The organism is Pedobacter sp. Leaf194 (genome assembly GCF_001423945.1).
Taxonomy (GTDB): Bacteria; Bacteroidota; Bacteroidia; order Sphingobacteriales; family Sphingobacteriaceae; genus Pedobacter.
On the sequence record NZ_LMPU01000008.1, the window covers coordinates 528741 to 552249 of the forward strand.

A 23509-nucleotide genomic window follows, 5' to 3' on the forward strand; every position below is an offset into this window, starting at 1 on the left:
TCTGCAACATTTCCATTAACATCGCCACTCCCACCCCGTTATTGCTTAAATTAGCCTATCAAATAAGCAAACTGAAATGAATAAAAAACTACTATTTCCAACTTTACTTCTATTTACATCCTCTTTTGTTTTCGCTCAAGACAGAAAAGTGATAGACAACATTGTTAAAGAAGTGAATGAAAATTCGCAACTTGAGAAACTCGCTCATGAACTTTTGGATGTTGTCGGACCGCGTTTGGTGGGTTCGCCACAAATGAAACAGGCAAATGATTGGGCAGTGAAAAAATATGCTGATTGGGGCATATCTGCAAAGAATGAGAAATGGGGCGAATGGCGTGGCTGGGAACGTGGCGTTACTCACATCGATTTGATTAGTCCAAGGTTAAGAACTTTGGAGGGCACACAGCTGGCGTGGAGTCCTTCTACCAATGGAAAAGCCATTAATGCCGAGGCAATAGTTTTACCAGCGATAACCGATTCTGTTGCTTTCCAAAAATGGCTGCCAACTGTAAAAGGCAAATTGGTACTCATTTCCATGAACCAAATTTCTGGCAGGCCAGAAAAGAACTGGGAGGAATTTGCAACTAAAGATTTATTTGAAAAATTCAAAAAAGAAAAGGCAGATGCAGCAAGGGCCTGGGCCGCCGGTATGGCTAAAACTGGCTTAAACGCAAAAAATTTAGCGTTGGCCATTGAGAATGCTGGCGCAGCCGGAATTATAATTAACAACTGGTCGCAAGGCTTTGGTGTTGATAAAGTTTTCGGGGCAAATACTACAAGAATTCCAACAGTAGATCTGTCTGTTGAGGATTACGGTTTAGTTTACCGCCTGGCAACGAATGGAAATAAACCTATGTTAAAAATCGAGTCAGAATCTAAAGAACTAGGCGTAGTACCAACTTTTAATACCATTGCTGAAATTAAAGGCAAGCAAAAGCCAAAAGAATACGTAATGCTTTCAGCCCACTTTGATTCGTGGGATGCAGCAAGTGGGGCAACGGATAATGGTTCGGGCACAATCCTAATGATGGAAGCGATGCGTATTTTGAAGAAATTTTATCCTAACCCTAAACGTACAATTTTAGTTGGGCACTGGGGAAGTGAAGAACAAGGACTGAACGGTTCAAGGGCTTTTGTAGAAGATCATCCTGAAATTGTTAGCAACCTGCAAGCGCTGTTTAACCAGGATAATGGTACGGGTAGAGTGGTTAACATCGGCGGACAAGGTTTTGCAAAATCAAAGGACTACATAACCCGTTGGTTATCGGCGGTGCCGGATACAATTAAAAACCAGATTAAAACAAGCTTCCCTGGAATGCCAGGTGCAGGCGGTTCTGACTTTGCATCTTTTGTGGCTGCCGGAGCGCTCGGTTACTCATTAGGCGCAACAAGCTGGGACTACGGAACATATACCTGGCACACAAATCGCGACAGTTACGATAAATTAGTTTTCGACGAAATTCGGAGCAACGTGATTCTAACTGCGATTATGGTTTATATGGCTTGCGAAGACGCTGAAAAAACATCGACTGAAAAAGCAACAGATTTGCCGGTAAACGAACGCACAGGAAAGCAGGTTGCCTGGCCAGAAGCTAAAAAAGCGACACGAAAAGGCGGCTTATAACCAAATTATAGATGAGAAGAGCATTCAGAAATGGATGCTCTTTTTGTGAAATGGTGCTTGGTTATTTCTATTGTCCTTGAAGAATAAACCCGATAAAGTGTAAATATTTTTTTGTCGTTCTAACGCAAAAGAACACTCAGTTGTTCACATCGTAGTAGCGAATTTTTGTAAGCCGACAGAAGTTAAAAAAAATTGCAACGATAGCGGGACTTTCGAGGCCTAAGAATTACTGCAATTGCTTTCCAAATAATTAACTAAATACATGTCTACACCCTAATAAAAAATTAGTGTCTGCAATGAAGGGAAGGAATTCTACTCCTCTTTTTTCTGGAATTTGTAAAACAAGTAACCCAGAAAGGGCAGAATTAAAACGCTACCCAATAATAGGGCTAAACCTAGGCTGTAAATTGTTTTCTCTGGCCCAATAGTTTCGAATAGGGAAATTGCACTACCATTTTTTAACCTGATGAAATTTGGAAAGTGTGCATAGCTAATGGCTAACAAAATCATGGTTACCTGGAAGCCGGCCAATATTCTTAACACTTTTGTTTTACCTTTTAAAAGCAAATACCAGAGTAAAACTAGTGAGATACTTGCCAGTATGATAGCCGTTAAGCCAACGGTGTTTCGAAAAAGCCAATCCATTAGCGGAATATTATCAAGTTGTGCAGCAATGAAAACCATCGCACCAAAAATAACTGCAGCGATATTCATGTATTCTGCTTTTTTGATGAACCTGCGTTTATCGTGTTCATCGTCGGTTTCTCCGATTAGGTAAACAGCCGCGAGGAAGCCGCAAAGCGCAACGGTAAACAGTCCCACGGCAATTGAAAACCAATTTAACCAGCTAAAAATATATGCAGACGCGAAGTCTGTAGCTTCTGTATCGATATGGCCAGAAATTACACTCCCTGCAATAATACCTAAGAAAAGTGGCGTAATAAAGCTGGAATACCTGAAAATACGATTGTAAAGCCATTGCATATCATCTTTAATTGCATCATAATGGCGAAAAACAAAGGCCGTACCGCGAGCAATAATGCCAATAAGCATAATGAGCAACGGAATATGAAGATAAACGGACATCGTAGTGTAAATGTGCGGGAAGCCAACAAAAAGAATTACAATGGCAATTATGAGCCACATATGGTTCGCCTCCCATACAGGTCCGATTGCCTGGTACATTGTTTTCCGCGTTCTGCTTCTGTTTTTTGTTGAGGTAAAAAGTTCGATGATTCCTGCGCCAAAATCCGCACCACCCAATAAAAAGTAAAGCAGAATGCCCAAACATAAAAAAGCGATTACCACGTATTCCATATAGAAAATAATTACAGAGATTTTTTAGTAGAGAAACGCAAAAACCACCTAATTTTTTTGAAGTTAAAAGGCTATCTGCATCTCTCATCTCCTCTTTCGTTAATGATTATTTGATTCAGTTTTGCTATAAAGCACCGGCACCATTTTAATTTGACGATAAAGTAAAAAAGTTACAATACAGCTCAGCGACAAATAAATTGCTGTGAAAATATAGAATGAATAAGCTATTCCGGGCATTGGTGTTATGGCGTCTTTAGTCCGCATTACGCCGTAAATAATCCAAGGTTGGCGCCCAACCTCCGTAACCACCCAGCCTGCTTCCAGCGCAATATAACCAAGCGGGATAGCTAAAACGAAGAGTTTCAGCAACCAGGGCTTATCTAAAAGTGATTTCTTTCTCAATAGATTAACGAAATATACAAGTGAAATCAACGCTAAAAATGTCCCAATTCCAACCATTATCTGAAAGGTATAATGTGTTATGGCTACAGGCGGGCGGTCCTTCTCCGGAATTTTATCCAGTCCTTTTACTTCTGCTTTAAAATTTCCGTGAGCAAGAAAACTTAATGCACCAGGAATTTTTATTGCGCCTTTTACCGTTTGCTCTTTTTCATTAACAATTCCGCCTATTAAAAGCGGCGCAGGTTTTTCAGTTTTGTATAATGCCTCCATTGCGGCAAGCTTGGCAGGCTGTCTTTTGGCTACATCTTTAGCCGAAATATCGCCACTTAGGGGTTGCAATATCGCACCGACGCAGGCAAAAACTGCGGCAATTTTAAAAGCTTTTAGGTGGAATGCCTTATTTTGATCCCGTAAAATCATTAACGCATGAACGCCGGCTACCGCAAAGCCTGTTGCGGTAAAAGCAGCCAGACACATATGCAAGGCTTGCGAAAACCATGCTTTATTAAACATTGCCTGTATCGGGTCGACATTAAGGTAGGCTCCATTTACATAATCGAAACCAGAAGGGCTGTTCATCCAGGCGTTTGCCGCAACAACCAAAATCCCCGATGCGAGTCCGCTTACGCCAACAACCATCCCCGTAAACCAGTGAAACCATTTGTTCAGCTTATCCCAGCCGTATAAGAAAAATCCTAATGCAATCGCCTCGATAAAAAAGGCAGTTCCTTCCAGTGAGAATGGCATACCGAAAATTGGTCCGGCGTGTTCCATAAATTTTGGCCATAACAAACCGAGCTCAAATGAAAGCATGGTGCCGGAAACTGCGCCTGTTGCGAAGAAAATTGCTACACCCTTGCTCCAGGCCTTGGTTAAATTCCGGTATAACTCATCATTTGTTTTGAGCCATTTGTAATGCGAAACTGCCATAAAAAAAGGCATTACCATACCAATGCAAGAAAATACAATGTGAAAGCCTAGCGATAAGGCCATTTGAGAGCGGGCGGCTATAAAATCATCCATATCTGATATTGGATTTTGTGTAACACAAATATAACAGATAAGGGCAGAGATGTAGCGGATTTGAGCCAGCTATTTAGATTTATTTTAAATATAGAACGTTTATAAATTGAAGATATATTTGGAAAGATGTTGCCGCAGATTTTGAATTAATTTAAAAATCTGCGGCAAATGTTAAGCACCTTTAAGTTCATCGTAGGCAGCAGTCAAACTTCTTTGAATACCATCTCCCTTCCATTCCGGAGCGTTTGGAATCGTTGTCGCTTTTAAGATATCCTCTTTGGATTTTCCTGATTTAATTTCGCTACCAACATATGCCATTAAGTTCTTTAAGTATTCCTGATATGCTTTAATATCAGCTTTTGTTCCGGTTACTTTTTCAGGATCTAAGCTATGGCCCCAGATAAACATGGTATCCTTATCAAACTGATTTTGAATTTTATCCAATGCAGTAATCCAGTTTCCAATATGCGCCCCGTTCTCTCTATCAATGTACGGGAACCTACGGTTAAAAACTAAATCGCCAACGTGAACAATATTTGCATTTTCGAAGTGGTAAACGGCATCGCCATTGGTGTGGCCCGAACCATAGTAATATGCGCTGATTTTCTCGTCGCCAACCTGCGCTTTCCAACCTGTTCCAAAAGTGGTGTCGGGTAACAGTTGCTTATCCAGATTATTCGCTTTTTCTGCACCCCGTTTTTGATTTGCCAAGGAATTTTGGTGGGCCACAACTTTCTCGGCAATTCCCTTAAAAACAATGTTGCCAGCGGTGTGGTCGCCATGATGATGTGTATTAATTAAATATTTAAAGGGTTTTTCACCAAGCTTTTTTAATTCATCAATAACGTGTGGTGCCGAAGTTGGAAATTGCGCATCGACTACAACAAAGCCATTTGAAGAATTTAACCACCCAATTGTACCACCCTGCTCAGTGAAGACACCAACATTGTTTCGCAACGGTTTAAAATTGTATTCCCGCATCATTTCCTGCTGAGCAAAAACATCTGTTTTATAAATTGATAATAAGGCCATGGCCAGTGCAGAATTCTTAATAAAATGTCGTCTTTCCATTTTTCGGTTAACTTAAAAAGCCACAACTAATGCTGTGGCTTAAATCTAATAATTTTTAATCAAAAAAACACGTAATTATATACCCGAACCTGGTATCGTTCCTGGTTCGTGGCCCGGACCAAATGCGTTGTTTTTTCGATTTTTGTCCTTATCAAATAGGTTAGTACCTTGTTTCGAAGATTTATTGTTATCAAGAGAATCATGTTCTCTTACATCTTCCACTTCGTTATTTAGTAAGTCATTCTGAATAACTTTTCCTTTTTCCTTATTATTTTCCATGGTAATTCATTTTGATGTATTATAGCAACACACGAAAAATAATATTGTTTTTATTAGCACTTCCCGGAATGATTTTTTGCATAGAAATTCTTTACCCTTTTTGAAAAGAGTTAAAAAGCAACCACAATTCGCTTTACAACATGGAGCCAGACAGTTTTCGAAATTCGTGTATACAGCCGAACGAATTAAATTTTCGCTTATGAATTTTGTTGAAATGATGAGAGGATTCAAAAGAGAAAGGCAGCAGAATGAATTTGTAGATGTGTTTTCTGCCATTTAGTGCTCTCTCTTCTTCGAGATTTGCTGATTGCGGAGTTGTTTCCTGATTTTCCATAACATTTAGTTTTATCAAAGCATTTTTTGCTTTTGTAGGATTAAAATTTTTTTTCGAAAAGACACTTTATCCCTCCGGCGGGATTTAAAAAGTTATCAGAAAAATTTTCTTTACCTTATACCAAGTGGATTTTGATAAGGTTTCGTTGCGGAACAGTTGTCTATTGGCCTTCGGATGGCCTTTATCTTACCTAAATATAGCTTTTTGTTTTGAAAAATGCAAGGGTTTATAAACGCCGTTGAGTAAAGTCAACGGCAATGGAGTTTACAGCGGTGAAACGCATATGCGCTAGCAAAGCTTTTCAAACTAATTTTAACATTCTACAATTGCGGAACTAAATTCATTGCCATGCTTACTAGGGTTCCGTTGACTAAAGTCGACGGCAATGAAATGCATGTGAGCTAACAAGGTTTTTTAAATCGACATGAACATCCTAAAACCTTTGTTTCCTAAACCTGATTGACGTGGAAACCAAAAGCTTTTTCTGCTTTTGTTGGAACAAAAAGCAGGACTGACTTAAATAATTGAACTGCAATTGCTTTTCAAAAGCTAAAAAATCTGCAACAATATTTAGATAACCTAAATGAAACAATTAAAATTTACATCATAAAAAAAGTCCCGAATTGCTCCGGGACTGTTCCTATTTGGTTAATGATATTTTTAAGCTAAGGCATTCTGTTTAACCACCATTTTAACTTTTTCAATAACGTAATCGAGCTCTTCTTTTGTGGTATACTTGCTAAAAGAAAAACGAACAGAAGGACGATTTGGGTCGGCCTTTATGCCATTTAACACATGCGAGCCAATATTGGAGCCAGACGAACAGGCGCTGCCACCTGACGCACAAATGCCGTTTATATCCAGATTAAAAAGCAACATATCTGCCATATCCATTTCGGGAAAGGACACGTTCAGAACCGTGTAAAGGCTTTTATCCGCATCAGTTTCACCATTAAAAGCGATACCTGGAATTTCGGCAATTAAAGCTTCCTTTAAATAATTTTTTAAGTCTTGAATGTAATTTTGATGTTGCTCCATCTCTGCGTAAGCAATTTCCAGGGCTTTCGCCAGACCAACAATCCCGTAGACATTCTCCGTTCCGCCACGCATGTTACGCTCCTGAGCGCCACCATAAATCATCGGCGGAATTTTAATATTGCTATTTACATACAAAAAGCCAACACCTTTCGGGCCATGAAGCTTATGCGCTGCACAAACAATAAAATGAGCTTTCAAATCACGCACGTTATGCACGTAATGGCCCATGGTTTGTACCGTATCTGCATGATAAATTGCGTTATATTTTTCGCAGATATCACCAACTTTTACCATATCGGTTAAAGTACCCAATTCGTTATTGGCATGCATTAATGATACAAACGTACGTTCATTATTTTGGAGCAGTTCTTCGAGGTGAGCGTAATCTACGTTACCTTTTTCATCAATATTAACAAAGCTCAGCTTATCAATTTCACCATTTTTGAGCATCATGTTTAAGGTATGCTCAACGGCATGATGCTCGATTTTGGAGGTAATTGCGTGTTTAATACCATAGGCAGAAATGCCACAACGAATTGCCGTATTATCAGCTTCGGTGCCCCCCGAAGTAAAAAAAATCTCGGATGGCGACGCACCAAGCAAACCTGACACGGTTTTTCTTGCCTTTTCGACCAGGGTTCTAACTTCTCTGCCAAGTGCATGAATAGCCGAGGGATTGCCAAAATAGTTTTCCATCACATTGGTCATTTCAGCAATTACATCCTTATCAAGAGGCGTTGTAGCGGCATTATCCAAATAAACTCTTTTCATGTGCTAGTTCAGTTTAAGTATTTCCTTGATATCGGAAATGATTTTATTAGCTAAGTTTTCTGCGATGGTTTCGTTTTCGGCTTCACTGTAAATGCGAATAATAGGCTCAGTGTTTGAGCGGCGTAAATGTACCCACGTTTTATCGAACTCAATTTTTAATCCATCAATTGTACTATATGGCTGGTTTTTATATTTTTCCTCAACCTGCTTTAATAAATTATCGATATCCATTTCTGGTGTTAGCGTAATTTTATTTTTAGAAATGTGGTATTGAGGATAGCTGCTTCTTAACACCGAAATTGATTTGCCGAACTTAGCCAGGTGTGTTAAAAATAATGCAATGCCAACCAAAGCATCTCTACCGTAATGAGATTCAGGATAAATAATACCGCCGTTACCCTCACCACCGATGATTGCGTTGGTTTCTTTCATTTTATTGACCACGTTCACCTCTCCCACGGCCGATGCATTATATTCCGAACCAGCCTTTTCAGTTACATCCCGCAAAGCACGGGTAGATGAAAGGTTAGAAACCGTATTTCCAGGTGTATTTTTCAATACGTAATCTGCAACAGCAACAAGCGTATATTCCTCTCCAAACATGCTGCCATCTTCATTTACGAAGCACAAACGGTCAACATCTGGGTCTACAACGATGCCTAAATCAGCATTTTGTTTTTGAACTTCTTTTGAAATTTCGGTTAAATTTTCCGGAAGTGGTTCCGGATTATGTGGAAAATGACCATTCGGCTCGCAGTACAATTCGGTAACGCGACTTACACCCAGGGCTTTTAACAACGCAGGTATAAAAATTCCTCCCGTTGAGTTTACACAATCGATAACAACTTTAAAATCTGCCTTTCTAATGGCCTCTACATCTACTAAGGGCAAAGCCAAAACTTTATCTATATGTTTCTGCAGGTAAGTATCGTTTTTGATTACTTTTCCCAACTTATCAACTTCGGCAAATTCAAAAGCAGCTGCTTCGGCTAAATCCAAAACTTCTTTTCCATCCAAATCGCTAATAAACTCTCCGTTTGCATTTAGCAATTTTAAGGCATTCCATTGTTTTGGATTATGGCTCGCTGTCAAAATTATTCCGCCACCGGCTTGTTCGTCGGGCACCGCAACTTCTACCGTTGGGGTAGTTGAAAGCCCTAAATCAATCACTTCAATACCTAAACCTTGCAAGGTTCCGATAACCAGATTGTTAACCATTTCACCGGAAATACGTGCATCGCGACCTAAAACGATTCTCTTGTTCCCTGTTTTTTGCACTACCCAGCTACCAAAAGCGGCTGTAAATTTTACTACATCTATCGGTGTTAAGCCGTTTCCTGCCTGTCCACCAATGGTTCCACGTATTCCTGAAATCGATTTTATTAGAGTCACTCTTCGTATTTTAATTTGAGGTACAAAAATAACAAAAAAAACAAGACAGCGGGTATCGGGAATGGGTTTTACAAGTTAAATTACATTGCTTTTATATCCATTTATACGATGTATTTAATAGAAATTCAGTTGCTGGGTTTACTCAAACGTGTGACTGATTTTTTATTTGCTTGGAAAGCAATTGCGGCAATACTTCGGCTAAAGCAGCCCCGCCCTCGATTCAAATCCTCATCTCGTTCCTCGCCTTGCGGGTTTTCCACTAAGTCGGGTTTAGAGAAATTAAGTCTGCAAGCAACACCATAACTCTTATTATCACTGCCCTAATGCAAGCCATTGTTATTAAACCTGGCAGCAGCGGCAGCCCCGAGTTTTCGGGCGAGGGCTACAGCGAATGGCAGGGCTGTAATCGCAATGAAAAACTGAACGCTGATTTACAAAAAAAATTGAACCCAATTGTGTTGCAGCCAGGTAATAGATTATCAGCTAACTTGAGAACTACAATTTTTGAACTGACAATTATAAAATTGCTTAGCGGTGAAATTAAAGTACATGGTTTAAATCAATTTTATCTAAGTTTGCAAATTCCAAAACAAAAGGCTTTTTTATATGCAACGTAAGTGGTTTCAATATTGGTTTAATTCGCCATATTATCATATTCTTTACCAACAAAGAAACGATGCCGAAGCCGAGTTTTTCATTGATAAGTTAACAGAATACCTTAATCCTGAAGCCGGCTCCAAAATGCTCGACATTGCTTGTGGCAAAGGCAGGCATTCCATTTATTTAAACAAGAAAGGGTTTGATGTAACCGGAATCGATTTATCGGAACAGAGCATAAAATTTGCCAAGCAATTTGAAAACGACAAGTTGCATTTTCTTGTACACGATATGCGCAGGCTGTTTTACATCAACTATTTTGATGTTGCCCTGAATTTGTTTACCAGTTTTGGCTATTTTGATACTGAAAAGGACCACGTAAATGCCCTAAAAACTTTTAGAAAATGCTTAAAGGCTAACGGTACTTTGGTGATAGATTATTTCAATACCGAAAAAATTATAAGAAATTTAAATCATTGCGAGGCAAAATCTCTAGATGGCATTACCTTTAACATTACTAAAAATATTGTTGATGGAAAAATCATCAAAAAAATAACGTTTGATGATAAAGGCAAGATTTACAATTTTGAAGAACGTGTACAGGCTTTTACTTTGGACGATTTTCAAAGAATGCTGTCAAAAGCAGGGATGGTTATTCAGAAATCGTTCGGAAGCTATGCTCTCGATGATTTTTATAAAGAAAACGCTGACCGTTTAATTTTAGTTTGCAAAAAAGCATGATAGAAAGCATTCAGCAATTTGATATCGAGCTTTTTTTGAAAATCCATCGCGGGCTTTCAAACGGCTTTTTCGATTGGCTGATGCCTTTAATGCGCAACCGTTTCTTTTGGTCGCCATTATATATTTTTATCATAGTTTTCTGCCTTAAACAATATAAAAAACGGGGATTTTACATTATTGGGATGCTGGTTTTTACATTTGCCCTGAGCGATTCAGTTGCATCGCGTTTGATTAAGCCCTTTGTAGAACGTGTTAGACCATGCAACGATTTTAGTTTGGCAAATGATATTATCCATCGTGTTCCATGCGGTAGCGGCTTAAGCTTTCCATCAGCACATGCCACAAATCATTTTGCATTAGCTGTGCTTTTAATCTGCATTTTTTATAACCGTTGGAAACCAATTTTACCTCTTGGACTGTTTTGGGCAGCAATAATAAGCTTTGCCCAAGTGTATGTTGGCGTACATTATCCTGTTGATGTTACTGCAGGTGCATTACTCGGAACGATAATTGGTTTTATATGTTCGAGAATATTTAAGAAACTACAACCCGAATTTTAATGGAAGCTTGGAAATTTGCTGTACTTTTTTTCTGCGCTTTTTTAGGCGGCTCAGCCATTTTTTTGGTTAAGAGTGATAAGTCTAAATTGCTGAAACTAATCTTATCGTTTAGTGGCGCTTACCTTTTTGCAATTACGGTTTTACACCTAATTCCCGATGCCTACAGCGGTCCGGATAAAGGGCAAATTGGTATATTTATTTTAATTGGCTTCTTGCTTCAAATATTCCTTGAACAGTTTTCGGAAGGCGTTGAACATGGCCATATCCATAAACACCACGATGGACATGTTTTTCCATTCGGGATAATGATAAGTTTATGCCTACATGCTTTCTTAGAAGGCATGCCGCTCGCAAAAGATCAGCATAATGAGCTTATTTTCGGGATTTCCCTACACCACATTCCGGCAGCTTTTGCCCTTGCCAGTATTTTAATGCAAAACCACTTCAAAAAGGGAAGCATCATTTTATACCTGTTAATTTTTGCGGTAATGGCACCACTTGGTTTTTATGTAAGTGTTGGATTAAGCAACGGAACTATTGGGGGTATTGATGCTTATTTTAATAAAATAATGGGCATTGTTATCGGTATATTCTTACATATTTCCACCACAATTTTATTCGAATCAAGCGCTGACCACAAAATTAATACCCGTAAAATGATTGCTGTTTTGCTGGGAATCGGTGTTGCACTTATTGGCTTTTTTGCCGGCCATGCACATTAACATTTACCTGATGTTGATGGATTTCGATTAACCCGATTCGGTTGCTAAAAGCTCAAGCTGTTGCACGCAATCAGCTGTTATTTTTTCTGTTTTGTTTTACCATATCCCCAGGGACAATGCTTACACTTATTTTTACAGCAATAACCACGCTTTAGGTGATACGCTTCTGTAAAAACCATGAATCCATCTTCGTTGAAGTAAAAATCCTCGCCCTCTTTCATATTTTTAATTATTGAATGATTGAATTTAACAACCCATTTTTGAACCAGTCAATTATTTTAAGTTACAATCTTCAATTAAACGATTTTATTATTCATTCAATATTTTAATTTCAAGCCTACCGGCAAAATGTGCTTTTAACTGTTTTCCATCACCATGCAGGGTCCAAACCTGCTTTGGCTTTACTTGCTCTATCGTTACTAAAATCGCATCCCAATCTGCGTGGTCAGAAATATAGAGCGAGATGCCATTTTGCTGCTGGAGATTTTTCCAGCCTGATGCGAAAGCCCGAACAACATTTATCGCCTTGTGGTAGCTATGGAAAACCATCGGCGGAACGATGTAAACCTGATGTTCATGGTTTCGCTTCATCACCTTTCTATCGTACATTTTGTAATTACCAAGTTCAATTCCAAAATCCTCATAGATTTTTACAAAAGGCATAATACTGTGGTGAACCATCACATTTTTTGTCGGACAATGTTCATTTAACAATTGAATTATTCGCTGGCTTTTACCCAACGCATAAGCACCCAGCATAATATTTGCATTGGTTTCGTTCAGTTTTTTTATTTCATCAACCGGCAACGGATGCCTGGTTTCAGGATTTGCAAAAGTGCTTTCCGTAATCAAAACATCGGCCTCAACAAATTCGAAAGCTTCGCAGGTGGCATCTGGTTCAATTTTATAATCCCCAGTATACAAATATTTTACACCCTGATACTCCATTAAAACTTGTGCCGAGCCTAAAATATGGCCGGCGGCGTAAAAACTAATTGTTACATCTTTTATCTTAAAAGTATCATGGTATTTTTTAATATGGAAATCGACTGCGGCAAACTTACGGTAACGATGTTTCATAAATCGTTCAGTTGCCGCTGTACAGTAAACATTCTGGCTTCCGCCGATGGCATGGTCGCCGTGCGCATGAGAAACTACGGCCTCCTTTACCGGCTGTTGCGGGTCGAGGTAAAAATCGCCGTAAATGCAATATAATCCTGTTGGTGTAATGGTAATAAAGTCGTCTAAAATCATTTATCAGGATTTGTAATATTTAAGAAAAACACAGGGATTGTTTTGGGCCAGCCATCTGGATTGGAGATTAAATTTTTCGAATATAAGCTAAGCACCTGCTGCAACTTTTAAAAAGTGTTCGTGCAGTTTTAAAACCTGTGCTATAATGGAGTGCATTTCATCATTTATTAAAAAATGATTGGCCATTGCAGATTTTTCTTCATCGCTCATTTGTTTGTCCATTCTTGCTTTAACCTGTTCCGCAGTTAAATTATCGCGTTGCATTACCCGGCTTATTTTTACATCCATTGGTGCCGAAACTAATATACTGGTATCGCACATTTTGTAAGAACCACTTTCAAAAAGTAAAGCAGCTTCTTTTAAGGTATAAGGAACTTTTGGATTAATGTTCGCTGCCCAGGCATCGAAAGCCCTGAAAACTGCGGGATGAACTAAGGCATTTAGCTTTGCCAGTTCTGCATCGCTATTAAAAACAATGCCCGCAATGTGCTTATTATTTAGCTTTCCGTCTTCTAAATAGCTTTCCTTGCCAAAAGTCGATTTAACGCCTTCGATAAGCAAAGCATCTGTAACCATAATGTTTTTTGCTTCAGTGTCTGCATAAAAAACGGGTATGCCCAACACTTCAAATACCTGGCAAACCGTTGTTTTGCCACTACCAATTCCACCAGTTATTCCTACTTTATACATTATTTTTCTACTACGAAATCTACCTTTGACGGACTTATTTTTACAAGCTTGCAATAATCAGGGAACTCGGTAAGCCTAACCGTTAGCTTGCTGTGGTGTAAATCAGACCATTCATCGGCATCGACAGTGGCCGTAACAAAACTTTCATCAACCTGCGCAAAATAACTTAAAGCAACCAAAAACGTAACCTTTACCTTTTTTGGATAAAGTTTGATGCTGTTGTAATTCCTGTTATTTATAATTTTTAAAGGAATTTCGAGTGTCTTTTCAGTAAATTCATCCACTGGCAGTTTAACCTCTACCGATGGCGGAAAGATGTTCACATTTTTGTGTAAGCTATGCTGCATGTTAACGCGAACAGTGGTACTGCTTTGTACATTTGTCAACTTCAACGTATCGGTAGACCATTCGTTTATCTTCTTTAGCTCATCAATTGGGCCGGTTACTGTAACGTAACTCGGACTGAGCTTAATTGCGCTTGCTATGCCATATTGATTTGCGAAATCGATTTTTTGAATCAGTTTTATATCCACCCTTTTAACTGTTCTTTTGGTAAAATCGAAGTAAAGCGTGTCGGGTTTAACCGAAATAACTTTCTGCGAGCTTTCCAGCTGTTTATTAATGTTATAAAGCTGATCAGAAAAAACCACAAAATCTTTTGTACTTAACTGACTTAAATTTACCGCGATGGATTGCGGGTTAATTCTGAGCCTGGCAAAAAGTAACTGCCAGCCTGTTCCTTCAACTTGTAAATCAACTGTATCGGGTTGTAATGGATGAAATGCACGGTTTTGAGGGAAGTTTTTGTATATCAAAACAGTTTTCGCTGTGTAAACATACTTATTGTTTAAGGCCATAAAAAACCACGCAGCTATAGCAAGGAATAAGCAAGCTAACAAGCTTAAAACGCGTCTTCTCTCTATTTTAGTTAGTCTGATGAAGGGCATAAACAATTTGAAATGTCATTTAATCAAATGTAGTAAAACAAAAACAGTCTCGAAAACTTCGAGACTGCCTGTTGATTGAATTAAAATTTCTTTTAAGCTTTTGGCGGCGTTGTCGATGCCTTGGTAGCATCTAACGAAATCGCAGATTTATCGAATCTGATTTTACCACCACCCTCTGTTTCGATAAGAAAAGTTGTGTCATTAGCGCCAACAATTTTTCCGTGAATTCCTGCTGTAGTTACAATTTTATCGCCAATGCCGAGTTCGGCAACTAACTTTTTATGGTCTTTTGCTTTTTTAACTTGCGGGCGAATCATGAAAAAGTAGAAAACTACCATGATAAGTACCATCGGCACAATTGTACCCAACATACCACCACCTGCTGCCTGTAAAATTACTGTTGATATCATTTTATTTATTTGTTTTGATTTAATTAACTTTTAGTGAATGATTATTTTTGTTAATCAATTATTTTGTCTCTAAAACTTCGCCAACAAGATGTACCGTGCTTACATTCGGATTGGCGTTAGAAGTTACCGTAACAACCTTATCTTGCATTCCCATTTTGCCTTCGCTATTAAAAACAACTTTGATAACACCTTCTTTTCCTGGTAAAATTGGTTCTTTAGGTGTTTCAGGAATGGTGCAACCACAAGTTGCTGTTGCATTTGATATGATTAGCGGACTTTTACCCGTATTTTTGAATTTAAACTCATGCTGAACTTTTTCACCTTGCTTTATTTTTTCGAAATCGTAGATTTCACGTTCAAAGGTTAAAACCGCAGCATCTGCAGGTGCTACTTTTGAAGCAGTATTACCAACTGAAACATTCGACCCTTCTGTAGAACCATTATTTGCATTTCGGCAAGCTGTAAAAGATAATGCAGCTAATGCGAGTATGAACAATTTTTTCATTTTATTCTTCAATTAATCCGCGACCAATTTTTTTAATTGTATTTGTCTTTTTCAGGTCGCCTAAAATTTTGTCTAAAATACCGTTTATAAACGAATTACTTTTCGGCGTACTGTAATCTTTTGAAAGCTCCAGATATTCATTAATGGTTACTTTTACCGGGATAGACGGGAAATTCAGAAGTTCACAGATGGCCATTTTCATTAAAATTGTATCCATCAATGCAATACGTTCAGATTCCCAGTTTTTTGTTCTTTCGGCAATCATCTCCTGATATTTCGCATCATTTTGGAGGGTATAAACAAATAAATCCTGAACGAATTTGCTATCTTCAATCCAATCAGCGCTAATTTCTGTAAGCTTATTTTTGAAAGGATCATCATGCGTAAAATTTTTCAGGGTTTTTGCAACCATCCCTTTCATCACTTCATGATCAACCTGCCAGTTGATAAATTTCTCTTCAAAAACCTGAATAATACCTTGATTTTTTAAGATAATTTTTCTGAAGATATATTTGATGATATCTTTCGATGATTCCAAACTTTCGTTCGGATCTGCAAGATAATCAGCATATTCTTTTGATGCTTTTAAAGAATTGTAAACTGTTTTGCGAATTTCAGGATCGAAACCCCAATCTACCTTATACTTTTTAACCGACGATACATATTCTGGATTTTGCTGCATCAACACACTAAACTTATTGTGCAACAATTTCATGTTCGGGTTCATGTCTTCTGCGGTTTTTATGTGCTTGTTTGCACGTTCCGCTGCGTCGTTAGCAGTAAATTCGGTAACTTCTACCATTAACGAAAGCATCCAGATGTACATTTCGTACACGCTATCAATACTTTGCATTAAAGTTTTAAGGTCTCCTTTAATGTCTTTTTTGTCTGCCATGTGCCATGCAAAAATATTCTGCAAAGCTTTAATTCTTAAGTGCCTTCTGTTTAACATGAATGTAAGAACGAGTGTGGTTTCTAGAACCGGTTAATAAATATTTAATATGTCGAATTTATTTTTTTTATATCTGCAATTCGTTTTTCTGCAATCCGATTTGCGGCAATGTTTGTGGCTATGTTTTCAGTTTTACTCAGCTTGATAACGTTTCTTGTAGCATCGTAAATGTGTTCGGTAAGTTGCACAGTGCGTTTTTTTCCAAAGCCAGTAAGTTCAGAATAGCATGAAATTAATCCACCAGCATTTATCAGATAATCAGGTGCAAAAAGAATTCCTTTTTTCATCAATAACTCACTATCTAAAACTTCATCTTTTAACTGATTGTTTGCTGAGCCGGCAATAATTGCAAACTTCATGCGCTCAATAGTTTTGTTGTTTACTGTTGCCCCCATGGCGCATGGTGCATAAACATCGGCATCCAAACCAAAAATTTTGTCGGCGTCTATTGGTTTTGCCTTGTACTTGCGTGCAACATAAGTTAATTGCTCCTGGTTAATATCACTTATTAAAACTTCGGCATTTTCTTTTCTTAGTAAGGCAACCAAATGCTCACCAACGTTGCCAATTCCTTGTACAACAATAGTTCTACCGGCAAGCATATCTGTTCCAAAAACCTCTTTAACACTAGCTTTAATGCCTAAATAAACGCCTTGGGCTGTAAAAGGAGCCGGATTGCCGGCGCCTCCGAGTGATTCCGGAACGCCCGTTACATGATTGGTTTCCATGCGGATGTATTCCATATCGCGGGTATTCGTACCCATCTCCTCAGCAGTTATGAATTCGCCGTTCAGGTTTTTGATAAACCTGCCATAACTACGCATTAAGCTTTCTGTTTTGTCTTTTCTCGAATCGCCGATGATAACACCTTTACCCCCGCCGAGGTTTAAACCTGTAATTGCAGATTTGTAAGTCATGCCTCTTGATAAACGCAAGGCATCTTGGAGGGCTTCAGCTTCTGTTGAATAACTCCACATGCGGGTTCCGCCTAAAGCAGGCCCTAAAGTGGTATCGTGGATTGCAATTATCGCCTTTAAACCTGAATCGGCATCATTACAGAAAACCAATTTTTTATGCCCGTAAGCACTTAATTGCTCTAAAATGGATGAATCTGACGAAGAATTTGCTGGCATAATGAACGTTCGGCTAACCTGCTGCAAAATTAAAATAAAAAACCATTATTACATGATTTTAACTAAACTATAACAAAATTTGTTTCTCATTGGCTAAGTTTGTGGAGTATGAAACACCTGCGTCGATTAAATAAATACTTCCTAAAATATAAATGGTGGATTATACCAGGAAGCATTTTCGTTGTTATCTCGAATATTTTTGGTGTTGTACCGGCCCAGGTTATTGGTTATGCCTTCGATTTGATAACCGAAAACATACAGATTTATGCCCTGTTTGAGGGCTTTAATCGCCAGCAGGTTATCTATGATATCTTCAGTAACAGCCTGCTTTATTTTGGCTTTTTAGTAGTGGCATTATATATTTTGCGGGGTTTGTTTTTGTTTTTCATGCGCCAAACAATTATTCTCATGTCGAGGCACATAGAATTCGATATGAAAAATGATATTTACCAGCATTATCAAAAGTTAAGTTTGGGTTTTTACAGAAGGAACAATACCGGCGATTTGATGAACAGGGCTACCGAAGATGTGAACCGGGTGAGAATGTATGTTGGACCGGCAATAATGTATACCATAAACACATTTGTTTTATCGGTGCTGATTATCTGGTCGATGTTTGATGTGAACTCTAAGCTCGCCATTTATTGCCTGTTACCACTTCCTTTTCTGGTTATTATCATTTATTACGTTAACACGCTGATTTTTAAAAAAAGCGGGAAAATCCAGGAACGGTTATCAGATTTGTCAAGCTTTGTTCAGGAACGGTTTTCAGGCATCAGAATTATAAAATCTTACGTTCGTGAGGATTACACCCGGAACATGTTTGAAATTCAGAGCAACGAATACAAAAAAGACTCGATGAGCCTGGTTAAGGTATCCGCACTTTTCTACCCAACAATGCTTCTTTTAATTGGCTTAAGTACAATTCTTACCATATATATAGGTGGTGTACAGGTTATGAACGGAAGCATCACAGCCGGAAACATCGCTGAATTTATTATTTACATCAATCAGTTAACTTTTCCGGTTACGATGCTCGGCTGGGTTACCTCGTTAATTCAGCGTGCCGCTGCATCGCAAAAAAGAATTAACGAATTTCTGGATATTCCTTCAGATATCGAATCAACCAGTTCGGTTGAGAAATCTTTGAATGGAAACATTCGTTTTAACAATGTTAGCTTTACTTATCCTGATACAGGTATACAGGCACTCAAAAATGTTAATTTCGAAATCAATAGTGGCGAATTTGTAGCGGTTATTGGCAAAACCGGTTCGGGTAAATCAACTTTGGCCAACTTAATTATGCGGATGTATGACGTTGAAAATGGCTCAATTAATGTCGACGGCGAAAATATTAAATCGCTAAACCTTAAAAATTATCGAAATCAGATTGGTTTTGTACCTCAGGAAGTTTTTCTTTTTTCTGATACCATTAAGAATAACATCGCTTTTGGATTGGACACCGTTACCGATGAAGAGGTTTACGATGCTGCAAAAAATGCATCTGTTTATAACAACATTATCGATTTTGATGAAAAGTTTCAAACCATGCTTGGCGAGCGGGGAATTACCCTTTCAGGCGGACAAAAACAGCGTGTATCTATTGCCAGAGCATTAATTAAATCGCCCAGAATTCTAATATTTGACGATTGTCTGTCGGCCGTGGATACCAAAACAGAAGAAGAAATTCTACAAAACCTGGGAAAGATTATGAGGGGAAAAACCAGTATTCTTATTGCACACCGCATTTCGACAATTAAAAATGCTGATAAAATTCTGGTACTTGATGAAGGTGAAATAATAGAACAAGGTACACATAATGAATTACTTACTCTGAATGGCGCATATACAGAGCTTTATAATAACCAGCTTTTGGAGGAAGAAAGCAGAAGTATTTAAATTGTGTTAATTCTATTTTGAACTTTAAATATTTGCTTTATATTTACCGAAACCAAAAACCAACATCAATACCAACCATGGGAGAATTCGACAATAAAGAGAGAGAAGAAGTTTTTTCAAAGAAAGTAAGAGCAGGTAAGAGAACTTATTTTTTCGATGTGAAGGCTACTCGTTCGGGTGATTATTACTTAACAGTTACCGAGAGCAAGAAAAGATTAGAAGACGGCGTATTTGTAAAACACAAAATCTTTTTATACAAAGAGGATTTCGAAAAATTTGCAGAAGGCTTAACAGAAACTGTTGAATACATTAAAACTCATCAGGATGTTGTTGAAAAACGCTACGAATACTCTGAAAACGGCGAACACAGTACCAAAGCAAGCGATGATTTTTCTTTTTAAGTAAATATAATTTCAATAATGAGTCCCGATTCCCATCGGGACTTTTTTTTATGCCTAAATTCCCAAAAATGAAAAAGTTGACTCTTTTGTTTCTTATAATTTCAAATTGCATTGCATCTTACGCGCAGGAAAAATCAGATCAAAAGCTTCAGTTAAAGCTAAATGAGTTGGTTAAAGGTTTTAAAGGGGATGTTGGCATTTATGTTAAAAATTTAAAAACCGGTAAAACAGCATCAATAAATGCCGATACAATTTTTCCTACGGCGAGCATGATTAAAGTACCAATAACCTGCGGTGTTTTTAATAAAATTGAAAAAGGCGAATTGGATTATCATGCACAATTGATGTATTGTGACAGCCTCCTCTATGCCGGAGAAGATATTCTGGGCTCGTTCAAGGATAGCGAAAAAATTTCGTTGAGTAAGGTGTTGATGCTGATGATTACTACCAGCGACAATACTGCGAGCTTATGGGCGCAACTGCTTGCAGGAACGGGTACGGCAATAAACGAAGTAATGGCAAACAACGGTTTAAAAGATACCCGGGTTAATTCGCGCACCCCTGGGCGAAAAGATAACCAGAAGAAATATGGCTGGGGCCAAACAACACCCAAAGAAATGGCTACACTTTTAGCATTAATCAGAGATGGAAAAATGATAAACCCTGCCGCGTCAGAACGGATTTACAGAAATCTGATTAGAATTTACTGGGACAGTGAGGCGCTCTCGCAGATTCCGCCAACCGTTCAGGTTGCCTCAAAATCCGGAGCCGTAGATGCTGCACGCTCTGAAGTTTGTTTAGTTAATGCCCCGCACGGCGATTACGTTTTCTGTATTAACACAAAAAATCAGCAAGATATTTCATGGAATTATAGCAACGAAGGGTGGACAATGATTCGAAAACTAAGCAACCTTTTATGGAACCACTATGAGCCGAACTTTGGCTGGAAACAACCAGAAGGGATTCAGAGATACTATAAATAGTTAACCCCTGGCCATACTTGCAGCGAAAAGAAGGATAAAAAGAAAGTAACAGATCATGATAACAATTGTAAATATGCCCCAGAATTTAAACAGGGATTTCATGTTCATCATCGCGTCGTTCAAGCTTTCCTGGTCGCCATATAAAACGCCTTGTTTACCCTTATTTGAAAATCTAAAGAGCAATAAACTAGGGTAAAAGTACATCAATGCCAGGATGAGGTAAACAATGGTAACCCCGAATGCACCGGCGCCAGCCAATGGACCCAATTGCGCAACCATTGCTGGGTTAGCTGTTAAGGCAGCACCTATTCCAAAGGAACCAATTATTAAAAAAGCAGATAAAATAAACCCAACTATCGACAAAAATCTCGCCCATTTGGCTATCTCGTAGAGGTAACTTCTCATCTCTTCGGTAACTATCAATTTAACCTCCTGAGGCGTTTGTTCAAAATCTTCCATGTCTGTAATCCGTAATTTTGGCTAAACTTAGATAAAATATCCATCCGCAACAAATTCCAACCTTTAAATAAACATATTAAAACCTTATCTTTGCCGCCTGAAAAAGGTGAAAGGTGAAAGGTGAAAGGTGAAAGGTGAAAGGTGAAATCGTAAATCGTAAATCGTAAATCGTAAAATCAAATAATTTAAATGGCATTACAATGTGGTATTGTCGGCTTACCAAATGTTGGCAAATCGACACTTTTTAACTGTTTATCAAATGCAAAGGCGCAGGCGGCGAATTTTCCTTTCTGTACTATTGAGCCTAACGTTGGCGTAATTACGGTACCTGATGATAGGTTAACTAAACTTGCCGAATTGGTTAAGCCAAATAAAGTTCAGCCGAATACTATCGAAATTGTTGATATTGCAGGTCTGGTAAAAGGCGCATCAAAAGGTGAAGGTTTAGGTAACCAGTTTTTAGGGAATATCCGGGCTACTAATGCCATTATTCATGTTTTACGGTGCTTTGATGATGGAAATGTAATCCATGTAGACGGTTCTGTTGACCCGATTCGGGACAGGGAAATTATTGATACTGAGCTGCAACTAAAAGATTTGGATACGGTAGATAAGCGCATTCAAAAGGTTGAAAAAATGGCTAAAACAGGTGGCGATAAAGATGCAAAGCGTACCTATGAAATTTTAACACTTGTGAAATCGCATTTAGAAAGTGGCAAATCTATACGTACTGTCGCTTTAAGTCAGGATGATTTCGATTTTATTGAAGATTTAGGCTTGCTTACTCAAAAGCCGGTAATGTATGTTTGTAACGTTGATGAAGCCTCTGTTATAACAGGAAATAAATACGTTGATTTAGTTAAAGCTAACGTTGCAGACGAGAATGCGGAAGTGCTGGTAATATCTGCAAAAATCGAATCAGAAATTGCGGAATTGGAAAGTTATGAAGAACGTCAGGAATTTTTGGCTGATTTAGGGCTGACAGAATCTGGCGTAAATAAATTAATTCGTGCCGCGTACAAATTGTTAAACCTGTACACATACTTTACTGCGGGGGTACAAGAGGTTAGGGCTTGGACAATTACCAAAGGTTTTACCGCTCCACAAGCGGCTGGCGTAATTCACACAGATTTTGAAAAAGGATTTATCCGTGCGGAAGTTATTAAATACAATGACTTTGTAACGCTTGGTTCGGAAAACGCCTGTAAAGATGCTGGAAAACTTGGTGTTGAAGGAAAAACTTACGTTGTGGAAGACGGAGATATTATGCACTTTAGGTTTAATGTATAACCTGTAAAGCAATCGAAAAAGAAAAGCCACTCGAATGAAGTGGCTTTTTTTTATGTGTAAATTTTTTGAGGCTGTAGCCCATTAAAATTTTAAAACATTAAACTTCGAGGCCGTAGGCCGCCAATTGAGCTTTGGTATCTTCGTAAGTGCTATGATGAATACCTTTTAAACCCAAACCTTCTGCAACCTGTACAAACAGCATCCTGTCATCAATATATAAACTTGTAGCTACATCGCTTTGCGAAATATCAATTGCTACTTTGAAAATATCAGCATCCGGTTTCCGGAAATGAACAAAACTGGATGAAACGAAGAAATCGACAAACTCGTTAAGCTTAAAAGTGTTAATCCTGTATTGATTTAGCTCCCGCCCTTCGTTACTAATTACTGCAACTTTTAGGTGATACTTCTGCTTAAGGTCGCAAATTAGTGCAATCATATCGTTGTAAGGCAATGATTTTTTAAACATAAATCCCTTAAAATCATCGTAAGAGAACGAACGTTCCTCGAAAAAAACAATTCTTTCGAGATATTCATCGAGTGTTAATTTTCCAACTTCATAAGTATCAAACGTAAGGTGATGGCGTTCTTCTAAATCTACAGAATCGAGGTTAAATAAAACCGCTGCCTCGCCCCTCGCCTTTCTGTCCCAACCATTGGTAAGTAAAACACCGCCTATATCGGTAAATAATGTGGTAATCTTTTGCATAAAATA

The 23509-nt window shown here is 38.3% G+C and carries 26 protein-coding genes; 9 read left to right on the forward strand and 17 right to left on the reverse strand.

The annotated features are described in order from the left end of the window. The first annotated feature begins 76 nt into the window (after positions 1-76). A complete protein-coding gene (locus tag ASG14_RS09955) occupies positions 77-1624 on the forward strand; it encodes a M20/M25/M40 family metallo-hydrolase (protein ID WP_056870897.1) in 1548 nt (515 codons plus the stop codon). A gap of 312 nt (positions 1625-1936) precedes the next feature. Here the strand turns inward: ASG14_RS09955 and ASG14_RS09960 are convergent, their stop codons facing one another. The 7 genes from ASG14_RS09960 to glmM form a co-directional block, all read right to left on the reverse strand. Beyond that, the gene (locus ASG14_RS09960; protein ID WP_056870898.1) at positions 1937-2941 is read right to left on the reverse strand and encodes a cytochrome d ubiquinol oxidase subunit II; all 1005 of its coding nucleotides are present in this window, start codon (positions 2939-2941) and stop codon (positions 1937-1939) included. A 99-nt stretch (positions 2942-3040) separates the two neighbouring features. Beyond that, positions 3041-4366 (reverse strand): cytochrome ubiquinol oxidase subunit I, encoded by a 1326-nt coding sequence (locus tag ASG14_RS09965; protein WP_056870899.1) that lies wholly within the window; start codon positions 4364-4366, stop codon positions 3041-3043. 171 nt (positions 4367-4537) lie between these two features. Further along, complete coding sequence (locus ASG14_RS09970) at positions 4538-5437, reverse strand: MBL fold metallo-hydrolase (protein ID WP_056870900.1); 900 nt, start codon at positions 5435-5437, stop codon at positions 4538-4540. A 75-nt stretch (positions 5438-5512) separates the two neighbouring features. Beyond that, positions 5513-5716, reverse strand: a complete 204-nt coding sequence (locus ASG14_RS09975; protein ID WP_056870901.1) for a hypothetical protein — start codon at positions 5714-5716, stop codon at positions 5513-5515. A 133-nt stretch (positions 5717-5849) separates the two neighbouring features. Beyond that, on the reverse strand, positions 5850-6050 hold the full coding sequence (locus tag ASG14_RS20255) for a hypothetical protein (RefSeq protein WP_157274893.1): 201 nt from the start codon (positions 6048-6050) through the stop codon (positions 5850-5852). A 660-nt stretch (positions 6051-6710) separates the two neighbouring features. Further along, on the reverse strand, positions 6711-7859 hold the full coding sequence (locus tag ASG14_RS09985) for a cysteine desulfurase family protein (RefSeq protein ID WP_056870903.1): 1149 nt from the start codon (positions 7857-7859) through the stop codon (positions 6711-6713). Positions 7860-7862: 3 nt separating this feature from the next. Next, positions 7863-9251, reverse strand: coding sequence for a phosphoglucosamine mutase (gene glmM, locus ASG14_RS09990; protein WP_056870904.1), 1389 nt, complete (start codon positions 9249-9251; stop codon positions 7863-7865). Positions 9252-9574: 323 nt separating this feature from the next. On the opposite strand from glmM, the gene ASG14_RS09995 reads away from it, so the two are divergent. The 4 genes from ASG14_RS09995 to ASG14_RS10010 are packed head-to-tail and all read left to right on the forward strand — an operon-like array spanning position 9575 to position 11871. After that, positions 9575-9868: a hypothetical protein gene (locus tag ASG14_RS09995; RefSeq protein WP_056870905.1), complete on the forward strand. Its 294-nt coding sequence runs from the start codon at positions 9575-9577 to the stop codon at positions 9866-9868. Beyond that, a complete protein-coding gene (locus ASG14_RS10000) occupies positions 9858-10589 on the forward strand; it encodes a bifunctional 2-polyprenyl-6-hydroxyphenol methylase/3-demethylubiquinol 3-O-methyltransferase UbiG (RefSeq protein ID WP_056870906.1) in 732 nt (243 codons plus the stop codon). Before ASG14_RS09995 ends, ASG14_RS10000 begins: the two co-directional genes overlap by 11 nt. Further along, positions 10586-11149 carry a phosphatase PAP2 family protein gene (locus ASG14_RS10005; protein WP_056870907.1) on the forward strand — a complete coding sequence of 188 codons (564 nt, stop codon included), beginning with the start codon at positions 10586-10588 and terminating at the stop codon, positions 11147-11149. Before ASG14_RS10000 ends, ASG14_RS10005 begins: the two co-directional genes overlap by 4 nt. After that, positions 11149-11871, forward strand: coding sequence for a ZIP family metal transporter (locus ASG14_RS10010; RefSeq protein WP_056870908.1), 723 nt, complete (start codon positions 11149-11151; stop codon positions 11869-11871). Before ASG14_RS10005 ends, ASG14_RS10010 begins: the two co-directional genes overlap by 1 nt. Positions 11872-11948: 77 nt before the next feature. On the opposite strand, the gene ASG14_RS20395 is transcribed toward ASG14_RS10010, so the two are convergent. From ASG14_RS20395 to ASG14_RS10045, 8 genes are all read right to left on the reverse strand, one after another. Next, entirely contained in the window at positions 11949-12092 is a 144-nt protein-coding gene (locus ASG14_RS20395; protein ID WP_162238727.1) for a DUF5522 domain-containing protein, read from the reverse strand. 88 nt (positions 12093-12180) lie between these two features. Then, positions 12181-13125 carry an exonuclease gene (locus ASG14_RS10015; protein WP_056870909.1) on the reverse strand — a complete coding sequence of 315 codons (945 nt, stop codon included), beginning with the start codon at positions 13123-13125 and terminating at the stop codon, positions 12181-12183. Positions 13126-13212: 87 nt separating this feature from the next. Then, a complete protein-coding gene (coaE, locus tag ASG14_RS10020) occupies positions 13213-13815 on the reverse strand; it encodes a dephospho-CoA kinase (RefSeq protein WP_056870910.1) in 603 nt (200 codons plus the stop codon). After that, entirely contained in the window at positions 13815-14762 is a 948-nt protein-coding gene (locus ASG14_RS10025) for a YbbR-like domain-containing protein (RefSeq protein WP_056870911.1), read from the reverse strand. Before ASG14_RS10025 ends, coaE begins: the two co-directional genes overlap by 1 nt. A gap of 92 nt (positions 14763-14854) precedes the next feature. Next, positions 14855-15172: a preprotein translocase subunit YajC gene (gene yajC / locus ASG14_RS10030; RefSeq protein ID WP_056090684.1), complete on the reverse strand. Its 318-nt coding sequence runs from the start codon at positions 15170-15172 to the stop codon at positions 14855-14857. Positions 15173-15230: 58 nt separating this feature from the next. Continuing rightward, positions 15231-15677 carry a DUF1573 domain-containing protein gene (locus ASG14_RS10035; RefSeq protein WP_056870912.1) on the reverse strand — a complete coding sequence of 149 codons (447 nt, stop codon included), beginning with the start codon at positions 15675-15677 and terminating at the stop codon, positions 15231-15233. Position 15678: 1 nt separating this feature from the next. Further along, complete coding sequence (nusB, locus tag ASG14_RS10040; protein ID WP_056870913.1) at positions 15679-16629, reverse strand: transcription antitermination factor NusB; 951 nt, start codon at positions 16627-16629, stop codon at positions 15679-15681. Positions 16630-16673: 44 nt separating this feature from the next. Further along, positions 16674-17762 (reverse strand): Glu/Leu/Phe/Val dehydrogenase, encoded by a 1089-nt coding sequence (locus ASG14_RS10045; RefSeq protein ID WP_056870914.1) that lies wholly within the window; start codon positions 17760-17762, stop codon positions 16674-16676. Positions 17763-17870: 108 nt separating this feature from the next. On the opposite strand from ASG14_RS10045, the gene ASG14_RS10050 reads away from it, so the two are divergent. The 3 genes from ASG14_RS10050 to ASG14_RS10060 all read left to right on the forward strand — a co-directional run bounded on the left by ASG14_RS10050 (position 17871) and on the right by ASG14_RS10060 (position 21045). Further along, complete coding sequence (locus tag ASG14_RS10050) at positions 17871-19661, forward strand: ABC transporter ATP-binding protein (protein ID WP_056870915.1); 1791 nt, start codon at positions 17871-17873, stop codon at positions 19659-19661. A gap of 77 nt (positions 19662-19738) precedes the next feature. Next, complete coding sequence (locus ASG14_RS10055; protein WP_056870983.1) at positions 19739-20062, forward strand: DUF3276 family protein; 324 nt, start codon at positions 19739-19741, stop codon at positions 20060-20062. 68 nt (positions 20063-20130) lie between these two features. Continuing rightward, positions 20131-21045, forward strand: a complete 915-nt coding sequence (locus ASG14_RS10060) for a serine hydrolase (RefSeq protein ID WP_056870984.1) — start codon at positions 20131-20133, stop codon at positions 21043-21045. Here the strand turns inward: ASG14_RS10060 and ASG14_RS10065 are convergent, their stop codons facing one another. Then, positions 21046-21504 carry a DUF5362 family protein gene (locus ASG14_RS10065; protein ID WP_056870916.1) on the reverse strand — a complete coding sequence of 153 codons (459 nt, stop codon included), beginning with the start codon at positions 21502-21504 and terminating at the stop codon, positions 21046-21048. It abuts the gene before it with no gap. Positions 21505-21693: 189 nt separating this feature from the next. On the opposite strand from ASG14_RS10065, the gene ychF reads away from it, so the two are divergent. Further along, positions 21694-22794 carry a redox-regulated ATPase YchF gene (ychF, locus tag ASG14_RS10070; RefSeq protein WP_056870917.1) on the forward strand — a complete coding sequence of 367 codons (1101 nt, stop codon included), beginning with the start codon at positions 21694-21696 and terminating at the stop codon, positions 22792-22794. A gap of 97 nt (positions 22795-22891) precedes the next feature. Here ychF and ASG14_RS10075 read toward each other — a convergent pair whose 3' ends face one another. Beyond that, on the reverse strand, positions 22892-23503 hold the full coding sequence (locus ASG14_RS10075; protein ID WP_056870918.1) for an HAD hydrolase-like protein: 612 nt from the start codon (positions 23501-23503) through the stop codon (positions 22892-22894). Positions 23504-23509: the final 6 nt, after the last annotated feature.